This is a genomic window from Paraflavitalea sp. (assembly GCF_059502485.1).
In genome coordinates this window covers 174,969-188,065 of record NZ_JCACET010000011.1, presented here as the reverse complement: position 1 = coordinate 188,065, position 13,097 = coordinate 174,969, and the positions used below count along the sequence as shown (strand labels likewise).

The window sequence follows — 13,097 nt, the reverse complement described above, 5'->3', positions numbered from 1 at the left end:
CTATGCGCCAACTGACCACCTTGTTCTTTAGCATATGTTATATTGTATCCTTCGGCCAGCACGAAAGCAGCTTGTCGGCGCATTCATCCGTACAATCATTCTTCCTTACCTCCGAAGCCGGCCACCAGGGCCGGCACAACTGGCAAATGGTGCGTGTAAGCGAATTGAAAGGAGATGGAGCATTTGCATCTGCAACCACACTACCAACAGGCAACTGGCAAAAAGCAATTGTACCGGGAACGGTACTCACCAGCCTCGTTGCCAATGGCGTTTATCCCGATCCTTATGTTGGTGACAACAACCGGCGCAGCCGCAAACTGATACCGGATATCAACGAAGCAGGCAATGACTTTTACCACTACTGGTACCGCACCTCCTTCGACATACCCACTACCTACAACGGAAAACGTATCTGGTTAAAACTACACGGCATCAATTACCGCGCAGAAGTGTGGCTCAATAGTAAAAAGCTGGGTGACCTGAACGGCATGTTCAATACAAAGTCCTTCGACATCACAGCGGCCGCACGTAAAGATGGCAAGAACGTCCTTGCCATCAGCGTAAAGCCAGTCGATGTGCCGGGCACTTCTACCGGTCCTAAACTATTCCGGCAAAGCGGTGCTGTTGGCGAAAATAGCAACGGCGGCAACGGAGAGATCGGCCAGAATGTAACCATGCTCATGTCGGTAGGCTGGGACTTCACCGCTCCTGATGGCATCCGCGATCGCAACACCGGTATATGGAGAGACGTGGAGATATACACGACAGGTGATGTAACACTCGAACATCCTTTCACCTGGTCACAACTCCCGTTACCTGATACAAGCACTGCCAAACAAACAGTCTCAGTAGAAGTAGTGAATGCAACCGATAAACCCCAACAAGGAATAGTAAGCGGGTTGATCAAAGAGACTGGCGCCAAATTCGAAAAAGCACTTACACTGAAACCGCGCGAACGGCAGATAGTGGAGTTTCGCCCGGAGGAATACAAACAGTTGATCATTAATCAACCGAAACTCTGGTGGCCCGTCAATAAAGGAAACCCTCATCTCTATACACTGGAACTGCGCTTTAAGGCAGGCGCCATCACCACCGATGTACAAACCGTTCGATTCGGTATCAGGCAAATAACCTCCGATCAGCAAACACCGGATAAATCACGAAGGTTCCTCGTCAATGGCGTTCCCGTATTTATCCGGGGCACGAACTGGATACCAGAAGCCATGCTACGCAACTCAGCAGCAAGAACAAAAGCAGAACTGCGCTACACCCGGCAGGCCGGCCTTAACCTCATCCGCCTATGGGGTGGGGGAATAGCAGAGTCTGACTACTTCTACCAGCTGTGTGATGAAATGGGCATACTGGTATGGAATGAATACTGGATCACTGGCGACACAAGATTCCCGGCAGACACGGCGCTTTATCTTGACAATATCCGCAGCACCGTGAAACGCATCCGCAACCATGCGGCATTGGCGTATCACGTTTCCTCCAATGAATCCACTGAAATACCGGAAGCGGCCGCGCTGATCAAAACACTCGATCCCAGCCGTGGTTACCAGATGCAATCGGAATGCTGTGGCGTTCACGATGGCAGCCCCTACAAATATGAAAACCCGATGCAGTACTTTGAGAATACAGCATCGAAACGCGGTAGCAGGGTAGATGGTTTCAACCCCGAGTACGGAACACTCTGCCTGCCCACTATATCATCGCTTCGCAGGCTGATGCCCGAAGCTGATCTGTGGCCCATCAACAAAGCTGTATGGGATTATCTCGACGGCGGCGGCTTTCACCAGGTAACTACGAAATACAAAGATGCCATCGACCAGTTTGGTCCCTCGGCATCTATCGACGAGTTTGCCCGCAAAGCCCAGTTCGTAGGCGCCATGAACTACCGCGCCATCTGGGAAGTATGGAACTACAACAAGTTTGGCTTCGGAGATCGCTGGGCTTCCGGCTTCCTGTTCTGGTACCACAATAGCCCGCTGCCACAAACAGCCTCCCGTATGTACGACTGGTACCTGGAGCCCACCGCCGCACTGTATTATTCACAAAGCGGCCTGCGTCCCTTACATGTGCAATTTGATTACGTGAAGAATACAGTTTCCGTTTACAATGATTACCGCAAGGGCTTCAATAACTATAGACTCATTGCAGAAGTATATGATCTGCGTTCTACCAGAGTATACACGAAAGAAACAACCATCGATATCCCGGCTGACGGTGTCGTGAAAGATGCTATCCAAATAGCATTCCCGGCAGACATCACACCCGTACATTTCATCAAGCTGCGCTTGCTCGACGACAAAGGCAAGCTCATAGATGATCCATTTTACTGGCGCTCGACAGATGCCTACAAAGGTGCCTGGACGTTGACCGGTCCGGCAACAGCAGGTTTCCAGGCCATCAATAGCTTGGAGAAAATAGAACTGAAAGTAAGCCCCATACAAAGAAGCAAAGACCGTTTGACGCTGACAGTGTCCAATCCTTCTCCTGTTATTTCTTTCTTTACCGAGTTGAAACTACAGGACTTTGCAGGTCGCAGCATAGCTCCTGTATTTTACTCGGACAACTTTTTCAACCTGTTGCCCGGAGAATCGAAGACGATACACATCGATGTTGATCAGGCAAGCCAGCGCGACTCGTTCAACCTGGTAACAGAAGCCTTCAATGCCCGCAGGCAGTTTCAGGGGCACGTCGCGAACCGTAAAACAGCAACAAAAGGTCAGTTATCGGCTGCCATACAACCAGCTTCCATATTAGCTGTCATGAACAAAGCAGCCCAATGGCAGATCGATGAATGGAAAGAAGGCCGCATCATAAAACGACCTAAAACAGAGTGGGAGAATGGCGCACTATATACCGGCATCATTGAACTGAAGAAGATCAACAATGCACCGGAATATGACCGCTTCCTTTACAACATAGGCGAAGAATATGACTGGAACACAGGCAAAGTGCGCTTGTTCGCCGATGACTATTGCATCGCCCAGATGTACACGGGCCTATATATGGAACACCGCGAACCAAAGATGATCGCGAAGTGGAAGGTATTGGCAGACACTATCGTGAACAGGCGTTTTGATGAACCGCTCACCGTGGCGCCCAACCTCAACCACCGCGAATGGGCCTGGTGCGATGCCTTGTTTATGGGCCCTCCGGGGCTTGCCATGCTGAGTACCGCTACCGGCGATCCGCGCTACCTCGCCAAAGCCGATTCTTTATGGTGGAAGACATCCGCCTTTTTATACGACACGACAGAGCTCCTCTATTACCGTGATAGCCGCTTCTTCACCCAGCGTGAAAAGAATGGCCAAAAGATATTCTGGTCAAGAGGCAATGGATGGGTAATAGCAGGGCTGGCAAGAATGATGGATCATATGCCCGCTACATTCAACAACCGTAACCGCTACGAAAAACAATTCAAAGAGATGGCCGAAAGAGTGGCCGCACTCCAGCAACCAGATGGCAGCTGGCATGCATCCCTGCTCGACCCGGTCACCTTCGCCACCAAAGAGACCAGCGGAACAGCTTTCTATTGCTACGCGCTGGCATGGGGCATCAACAAAGGACTACTACCTGCAAAAAAATACAAACCTGTAGTAGAAAAGGCCTGGCACGCACTCGTAACGGCTGTCCATCCGGAGGGAAAGCTGGGATTTGTGCAGAATATCGGCTCAGGTCCCATCACCACCAGTTATGAAAGCACCAACGTATATGGCGTAGGCGCTCTATTGCTGGCGGGATGCGAATTATATCATCTCGCTAAATAAGCCATTTATGAAAAAACCTTTATTCCTGCAAGCTTTACTGCTTGGAGCTGCTACCGCTATGTCGTTAGCCACCCATGCACAAACACTTATCTCCACCAATCAACCAGTCACCGTTTCTACCACAGAAAGTGGCTCCTATCCCGGATCGAATGCCGTCGATGGTTCCACCACCACCTTCTGGTCATCTTCCAATAATAATTTCAACCAATGGTTGTATATGGACCTTGGCTCCATTCAGCCCATTGACAAAGTAGAGATCACCTTTGCTGATGGCCGTTATGCCACCACACTCGATGTGCAATTCTCCAATGATGCCAACAGCTGGATCAACGCCGTTACTACCTCCAACACTTCATCCGTAGTAACTTTCACAGGCATGGCTGGCTATGCCCGTTATGTAAAATTCAATGGCCGTGGAAGAGCCAATAGCGCTGGTTACCGTATTGCCGATTTAAAAGTATGGACGCCTGTGCCTAATACGCCTACACAGACAACGGAGATCACCACCGTGCTGAACAGGTTGAAAGCCCATTACTCCAATAATGAAACTGGTGACCTGTCCGCCTACATCAATGCGATGCAACCGAACGGTCAGTTCTCCAACATCAGCTATTCCGGTACGGGTTGGACGAGACATGCTTTATACCTGAACAGGATCGCGGCTGCTTATAGCACTACTTCCAACGCGGCTTACCAGGACACTTCCATTCCCCGTAAAGTGATGCTCGGTATGCGTCACCTGTTGGGTGTTCATTATACGTCAGGCAACTGGCACGATACACAGGTACGGGTACCCAACAACCTGCTGACATGCCTGGTACTGATGAAGGGTGTCATACCGCAGGATTCTATTGCGGCCTATATCCACCTGATCGGAGACTATACTGCCAATGTAGCACACAAAGGTGCCAACCGCGCCTGGGTATCGATCAACGTGATCCGCAAAGGCCTTCTCTCCAATCGCTACGATGTAGCCAACAAAGGCTACCTCAACGTAGTGAAAGGATTGACAGTTACAGCAGCAGATGACGACGAAGGCATTATGATCGACAACAGCCTGCATCAGCACCACGACCAACTGTATACCGGAGGGTACGGCAGATCGCTGATCGGAGATGAAGTGGTCTATTGGCGCATGGCCAGCGGCACCTCGTTCGAATCGTCCTTTACGACGACCTACAAAAACAACCTCATCAACCTGATGCTGGGGGGATTGCAAGTGATCGGCTATCGCGGCAGCGTGGACTTTGGTTCTATTGGAAGAGGCGTTTCAGGACCGGGTGGTCTGGTTACAGCCGGCGCAGAGACGCTGGATACACAAAAGCTAAACGATCCCGCCAATGCAGTAGCCTACGACAAATGGAAAGCCCACCTCAGCGGCGGTCCGTCAGGTGTGCTCGGAGCAAAATACTTCTGGAAGTCTGCCATCCTTACGAGCCACGGAGAAAACTACTACCTGTCGGCAAAAGTGATCTCCACACGCACAGAAGGCACGGAACAATTGAACAATGAAAACCTGAAAGGATACAATCTGCCGCTCGGCGCCACCAATATCATGACCACGGGAACAGAATACTTCGATATATTCCCTACCTGGCATTGGGGACGCATACCCGGCACCACGTCTGAAATGAATGAGGATTCGGCAGCAGTAAGAGCCGGTTTTACGAATGGCTACCTCACCGGCACCAATACCTTTGGAGGCGGTGTTGCCCACAATGATGATGGCATCATTGCCTATGAGCACAATTACAAAAGCCTCACAGCAAAGAAAGCCTACTTCTTCATGGACAGTATGATGGTGTGCATGGGCAATGGCATTACCGCCAGTAAAACCAACGAAGTAGTGACGACAGTCAACCAAACAAAGTCGGTTGGCACCATTATCTACAACAGCCCTTCGACAACTTTATCAGTCGATTCCATGAGCTCTAATACGCTCAATTGGGTACACCACAACAACGTAGGCTATCTGTTTCCCTATGGAGGATATATGTCCCTCACCAATAAAACACAAACAGGCACCTGGAGAAGCCTCCACAATAGTGGCACTACCGCTGTGCAGAGTAACCTCATGTTCAACCTGTATGTAAGGCACAGTCCGACACCAACGAACAGGACATACTTCTACATAGTAGCACCCGATAAACAGGCCAGCGACATGACTACCCTCGCTGCCAACCATAATTTCGTGAGAATAGCCAACGATGCCAATGTACAGGCCATCCGCAGGGATCAGACCTATACTAAGTACGCCATCGTGTTTTATGCCCCAGGGCAGGTAGATATGGGTGATGGACTGATCGTGAAGTCTAATAAAAAGGCTGTAGTGATCGTGCGCAAGTATGATACGAATTACCGAGTTTCCGTAGCTGATCCGGTATATACTGAATCGTCTATCGTTATCACGCTCAATAAAGAGCTTACCGGCAGCGGTATCGTATACAGCAATGGCGAAAGCGCTATCACCTTCACCATGCCTACAGGTGACATGAAGGGTAGCACATTGACGAAGTTCTGCACCATCGCAGGAGGGTCGATGCAGGCGCCCGGCATTACGCAATCTGCTACCACATCAAAAGATGAAACCACAGGCGAAAGGGTAGAGGTGTATCCCAATCCAGCTACTTCTGTGTTAAAGATCAAAGGCGTTTCTGGCAATGCAGTGGTGGAAATATATGATCAATCCGGTGTTAAACATAAAACAGCGAGGGGCAATACCATCGACCTGAGTGGATTACGTGGAGGTGCTGCGTATTCCGTAAGGATCAATGATAATGGCAAACTGACCACCCGGCAGTTTATCAAGCAGTAGCCCCATTAAGAACTTGCTTTGGAGTACGAGTAAGAATATAGCAATCAGTTTAACCTCGTATAGCCTGGCAAGCAATCAGCAAACGCCCCATTTTCCAATGGGGCGTTTTTATTATGGAAAGTCATTGACTGACATACACGACCCTGGATTGAGGAAAGTTTTCTACAAAATCTTGTAAGGGATGCTGCCTATGATCATTAGCCCGTATTTTTATAGCCCGGCTTTAAAATTACTCTACCAAAACTATGGCTGTAACCAAGGTACTACATATCGATGATGACGAAGACGACCATGAGATCTTTGCCACTGCGCTGTCGGAAGCTACAACGGATATAGAATTATTGTTTATCGACAATGCCAGAGAGGCGTTGCAGGACCTGCTGACGGCCACAGAGCATCCCGATATTATTTTCCTGGACCTCAATATGCCGGAAATGAATGGCCAGGAGTTTCTCATAGAAGTAAAGAAGCATGATAAGCTCAAACATATTCCGGTAATCATCCTGTCTACTTCTGCTCATAAAGTAACTATCGAACTGACCAGGGAACTGGGCGCCAAAGACTTTTTTACCAAGCCTGATAAGTTCGAAGACCTCGTGCTGATTTTAAAAAAAGTATTGAATTAAGCTCATCTGATAGATATGGAGTTACGACAAGAAAAGGACGATCTGCGTTTTTTGGAAAATGCCGGAGAAATGGGCGAATTAGTTCGGTCGTATGACTGGGCTTCTACCAGCCTTGGGATGCCGCATCAATGGCCCAGGAGTTTACAAATTACTGTCAGTATTGTGCTTCATTCTGCCTTCCCCATGTTCCTCTTTTGGGGTAAGGAAGAGCTTATATGTTTTTATAACGACGCTTTTCGTCCAAGCCTGGGTAATGAGGGCAAGCATCCCGCCATCGGCAAACGTGGAAAAGAGGTTTGGGCCGATATCTGGGAATTTGCCGGGCCGTTGATTCATAAAGTAATGACCACCGGTGAGGCTGTTTGGTACGAAGATCAGTTAGTGCCTTTTTTCCGCAACGGCCGTATAGAAGATATCTACTGGACTTTTAGCTATAGCCCTGTTTACGGCGATGAAGGTAACATAGATGGATGCTTTGTGACGTGTACAGAAACAACACCCAAAATTTCCATGTTGAAGACGCTTTCCCAATCAGAACAACGGTTTCAGAACCTGGTCAGGGAAGCCTCTGTAGGTATTGTGATATTGAAGGGTGAAAATTTTGTAGTAGAGGTAGTAAATGATGCCTATGGAAAACTGATCGACCGGACAATAGGAGAACTCCTGGGAAAGCCTTTGTTCGACGTTATTCCCGAAACAGCAGATGATTATCGGGGAATCCTGGACAATGTTCGCACAACAGGCGAACCAATGTATCTCTACGATGCGCCGTACGCAGTGTACACGCTGGGCAAAAAGATTGAAGGGCTTCTCAATCTTGTTTATCAGCCCTATCGTGAAAGCGATGGAAGGATCACAGGCGTGATGGTATTATGCCATGATGTTTCGGACCGGCTTATTTTGCATAAAAAAGCAGAAGAAACTGAACATTTATTAAGGTCTGTGGTAGAAAACGCACCGTTCCCCATCGGCGTATATACCGGTAGGGAAATGCGGATCAGCCTGGTTAATAAAACAATCATGGATGTGTGGGGAAAAGGTTATGAGGTGGTTGGAAAAACATATCATGAAGTGCTGCCTGAATTAGCCGACCAAAATATTTACCCGCAGTTGGACGATGTATATACCAAAGGCATTCCCTTCCATGCAAGAAATCAGCGGGTGGATCTGGTAGTTGGAGGAAAATTACAGCCTTTTTATTTCAACTACAGCTTTACCCCGATCTATGATAGTGACGGAAAGATATATGGTGTGATGAATACAGCCGCGGAAGTAACCGATATTGTAGTTGCCAAGCAGCAAGTGGAACAAAGCGAGCAGAATTTTAAAAATATGATCCTGCAGGCTCCCGTAGCCATGTGTATTCTTACCGGGCCTGATCATATCGTTGAGATTGTGAATGACCTGATGATCGAATTGTGGGGCAAGCCCGTTGAAACAGTGATGAATAAACCTGTATTCGACGCGCTTCCCGACGCAAGAGAGCAAGGGCTGGAAGCCCTGATGAAACGGGTGTATGAAACAGGCGAATCATTTCATGCCAATGAACGCCCGGTGGAACTGATAAGAAAAGGAAAGCTGGAAACCACTTACCAGAACTTTGTGTATGAACCCTACAAGGATGCTGAGGGAAAAATACTGGGGATATTGGCGATCACCATCAATGTGACAGAACAGGTAATGGCAAGGCAAAAGATTGAAGATATTGTTGCCTCCAGAACCAAGGAATTGGCCGAAGCAAATGCCAACCTCAAAAGATCGAATGAAGAATTGGCCCAGTTTGCCTACATCGCATCTCATGATCTGCAGGAGCCTTTAAGAAAGGTCAGCATTTTCACACAGATGCTGGAAAATCACCTGCATGATGTTGACGACCGCAGCCGTGGCTATTTTGATAAGATAAAAAATTCATCGGCAAGAATGCTTACGCTGATAAGAGATGTACTTGCTTATTCACAGCTGTCGCGTGATACAATAATCATGGAACAGGTTGACCTGAATAAGATCGTGGCAGATATCTCCAATGACTTCGAGTTATTGATCCAGCAAACAAATGCCACGATCCAATATGATCATCTGCCCGTTATTGAGGCTATACCTTTGCAGATGTCCCAGCTTTTTAGCAACCTGATCTCAAATGCATTGAAATTTATTAAACCAGGTACAGATCCGGTTATCACCATTACTGCAGAGCCGGCAGACGAAGCGAATACGCAGTTGTTACATCTCCGGAAAGGGACCTACCATCATCTTAAAGTTGCTGATAACGGTATTGGCTTTAATCAGGAAAAATCCGATCAAATATTTAATATCTTTCAACGGCTACATGGCAAAAAGGAATACCAGGGCACAGGAATTGGCCTTGCCATGTGCAGAAAGATTGCGCAGAACCATCATGGAGCTATTTATGCCATTTCCTCGGAAGGCAAGGGGACCGTGTTTCATATTATATTGCCCGCCGCGCATTCAATCTGATCATTCGCCTTTACGCGCGCTGATCAGCTTTTCAATGCCCAGCTTCTTGATCCGTGAGAATAGGGTATTGGCATTGATATCGAGCAACTCTGCAGCGCCTCCTTTCCCCGATATCTTCCAGTTACATTTTTCCAGCACGGCAATGATATGGTCCCTTTCATTTTCTTCCATGGTCTTCACCTTCCTGGCATCGGTGTTTGTAACACTGTCAGCTGCACGTGTCACCGCTTTCATGGGCAGGTGATCGACCTCCGTACCTTCCGTCAGCAATACAGTACGCTCTATGATGTTCTGCAATTCGCGCACATTGCCCGGCCAGTTATAATGTTGTAGTGTATTGATAGCTTCTTTGGAAAAGCCACTGATGGCCTTACCGTTTGCCTGCGCATGGATCTTCAAAAAATGCTGAGCAAGTGGTAATACATCCTCCGTGCGCTCACGCAAAGGCAGGAGGTTCAAAGGAAACACATTCAGCCGGTAATAAAGATCTACCCGGAAACGGCTGGCAGCTACTTCCTGTTCCAGGTCGCGGTTGGTGGCAGCAATAATGCGCACATTCACTTTCTTCGCCTGGCCGCCAATACTTTCGATTTCCCTTTCCTGCAACACACGCAGGAACTTTACCTGCGCATCGGGTGGCAATTCTCCAATTTCATCGAGGAAGATGGTGCCGCCATCGGCCTGTTCAAACTTGCCCACACGCTTTTGAAGCGCACCCGTGAAAGCCCCCTTCTCATGACCGAACAATTCAGACTCTATTAGGTTGGCAGGCAAAGCACCGCAATTCACGACTACAAAAGGCTGTGCACTGCGCGGAGAAGACTGGTGAATGGCTTGCGCCACCCGTTCCTTGCCGGTTCCGTTTTCACCGATGATGAGAACCGAGGTATTGGTAGGCGCCACCAGGCGGATGTTCTTCAATAATTCCTCATGCGCAGGGCCGCTGCCGATGATGCCACCCACCGCAGCATCGGCCTGCGCACCTGATGCCGGCTTATGGTCTTTACGGCTCACCTGCTTTTCCTGGTGCAGATACCACGCCACATCGAGCATCACCAGCACATCACTTTTGCGAAAGGGCTTCACCAGGAAGCCATAGGGCTTGGTACTTTTAGCAGCATCGAGCACATCTTTATTGGAGTTGGCCGATAGATAAACAAAAGGCAGATGCTGTTTCTCCAGCGTTCTGGCGAGGTCGATACCGGTAAGCGGTCCCTGCAAAAAGATGTCGAGCAGCACCAGGTCCGGCTTTTCCTTTTCAATAATGGTAAGCGCTATAGGCACAGACCGGGCAATGGAGCACACCTCGTACCCAGCGCCCAATAGCGTATGCTTTAAATTATTGGCTTCTATAAACTGATCTTCCACGATCAGTATCCTGATGTTCATGAAAGGTTCTCCTTTTCTTTATTTAAGTGCAAGGTAGGATAGAAGGGTGAATCGGCTGAAAACCGAACAGTGATCTTTGTGCCGCCTTCGTTGGCAAACTCGATCCGGCCGTTGATGTCTTCACTCAATCCCTTCATCAGTTCCACACCCAGCGAGTTAAGCGTATTGTTGATAATATCTTTATCGATACCGATGCCATCATCGGCCACCTCCAGCACGATCTCTTCTCCGGAACGGTACATGGCCACCAGTATCGTTCCTTTACGGTCACCTGGAAATGCATATTTGATGGAGTTGGTAACCGCTTCATTGAGAATAAGCGCAATGGGGATCGCAACCGACACATCCAATGACAAGGGCTCGATCTCCGTACAGAACAGTATCTTATTCGAAGTTCCGAAACTTTGCTTAAGATATTGGATAAATTCAGGCAGGTATTGCCCCATCTCGATATTCTTGACATTGTCTACCTGGTACAGCTTCTGGTGTATCAGCGACATAGCATAGATCCGGTGCTGACTGCTCTCGATAGCTTTCAGTGCATCGTTCTCCAGGAATATAGCCTGCGATTCCAGCAGGCTGATGATGGTATGCAGGTTGTTCTTGACGCGGTGGTGCACCTCCTTCAGCAGCCATTCTTTCTCCTTCAGCAGGTGTTGCAGCTGATCATTCTGTGTAGTCACCAGCTGATTGGCATGCCGCTTCTGACGATACTGTCTGTAGAATAATACCGCAAGCACGAGGAATATAATGGTAGCGCCAATACTGATATTGCGTAGTAAGTTGGCCTGTTCCAGGTTGTGTTGCCGCAGACGATTTGTTTCGTCCATTGTTTTTATGAGTCTGTCCTGCTGATTAATTGCGGAGTCCTTCTTGTCGATATCATTTTTGATCTGCAGCTGGTGAAAGTGACGGGTAATAGTAACATTGGAGATAGAATCATTAAGACGCGTGTATTGGATATGATGCTCGAATGCCGCCTTATAATTACCTGCCACGGAGTCCAGCTTATATTGCAGCCACCGTATATCGCGCCGGTTGTTGGCTATAAACAACTGACTGCCGGAAAACGAATGGTCCCTGGTAACGGCAGCCACATAAGGCGCTGCTTCTGTATAGCGTCCCTGGTTTACATAGAAGCGTGCTATTTTAATATAAGCAGCGGTCCCTGTTGTACTGAACAATATTGGAAATGGTTTCCTCAATTTGAATGGTTGAGCGTTCTTATCCTGCACGATCATTTCCTTATAATGTTGTTCGGCCACCAACGGTTTGTTAAGTGCAACATAAATATCGCCTTTGATGGCCGCCATAGCTTCCTGCTCCTGAGAACGCTTCGCAGGATGCCTCGCTTCAAAGTCCTGCAGATAAGACAGCGCCTTTTCAGGTTGCCTGTCCCGGAGGTATATCTCTGCTATTTTCTGGGCCACTAAGTGATCATAGTCTCCGGCACTGTCCCCGATGGCGGATAAATGAGACAACGCCAGTTGGTATTGCCCATCTTCTATATAGATAAGCCCCAGGAGTATAGAATTGGTGATGTCGTCGTGGAGGTTGAATTCCTGTTCGTTTTTTTCCGTATTGATCGCCCATCTAAGTGCTTCTGTAAGATTGCCCCTGGCAAATTCAAGCCAGCCAAAGGCCTGGGCAATCGGTGCTATCTTTTTATTACCTGTTCGTATATGAAATTCTAAAACCCTGAGCAACTGCACATAGGCTGTATCGAACCGGGAATAGTACATATTGACGAGGGCAAGTTCTTGCAGCACTAGGGAGAGGTTCGCTGTATCTTTCAATCGGGCGTATAATTGCAGCGCCTCTTCATGAGCACGCAACTCACTCCTTAAAGCGCTATCCGTATTCGTTTTTGTTTGTGACAGGCGCTCAGGTAAAGCTGCCCGCTCTTTGGCAACAGGAGAGGGGGAAACGGATGTTTGTCTGGCATTAGTGGTAGCACGGAAAGCCAGTAAGGATATCAATAGTAGAAATACATGTCGGTTCATTGTTGCGCTGCTG

At 48.3% G+C, this 13,097-nt stretch carries 6 protein-coding genes; 4 read left to right on the top strand and 2 right to left on the bottom strand.

Translation table 11 applies throughout. The features are described 5' to 3' along the window. Positions 1-2 precede the first annotated feature (2 nt). From AC5JBY_RS28560 to AC5JBY_RS28545, 4 genes are all read left to right on the top strand, one after another. Positions 3-3,776, top strand: a complete 3,774-nt coding sequence (locus AC5JBY_RS28560; RefSeq protein ID WP_495908100.1) for a glycoside hydrolase family 88 protein — start codon at positions 3-5, stop codon at positions 3,774-3,776. 7 nt (positions 3,777-3,783) lie between these two features. Beyond that, positions 3,784-6,591 carry a polysaccharide lyase family 8 super-sandwich domain-containing protein gene (locus tag AC5JBY_RS28555; RefSeq protein ID WP_495908099.1) on the top strand — a complete coding sequence of 936 codons (2,808 nt, stop codon included), beginning with the start codon at positions 3,784-3,786 and terminating at the stop codon, positions 6,589-6,591. 245 nt (positions 6,592-6,836) lie between these two features. Further along, positions 6,837-7,217, top strand: coding sequence for a response regulator (locus AC5JBY_RS28550; protein WP_495908098.1), 381 nt, complete (start codon positions 6,837-6,839; stop codon positions 7,215-7,217). Positions 7,218-7,232: 15 nt separating this feature from the next. Beyond that, on the top strand, positions 7,233-9,692 hold the full coding sequence (locus AC5JBY_RS28545) for a PAS domain-containing protein (protein ID WP_495908097.1): 2,460 nt from the start codon (positions 7,233-7,235) through the stop codon (positions 9,690-9,692). On the opposite strand, the gene AC5JBY_RS28540 is transcribed toward AC5JBY_RS28545, so the two are convergent. After that, on the bottom strand, positions 9,693-11,081 hold the full coding sequence (locus tag AC5JBY_RS28540; protein WP_495908096.1) for a sigma-54-dependent transcriptional regulator: 1,389 nt from the start codon (positions 11,079-11,081) through the stop codon (positions 9,693-9,695). After that, positions 11,078-13,084, bottom strand: coding sequence for a tetratricopeptide repeat-containing sensor histidine kinase (locus AC5JBY_RS28535; protein WP_495908095.1), 2,007 nt, complete (start codon positions 13,082-13,084; stop codon positions 11,078-11,080). Before AC5JBY_RS28535 ends, AC5JBY_RS28540 begins: the two co-directional genes overlap by 4 nt. Positions 13,085-13,097 lie beyond the last annotated feature (13 nt).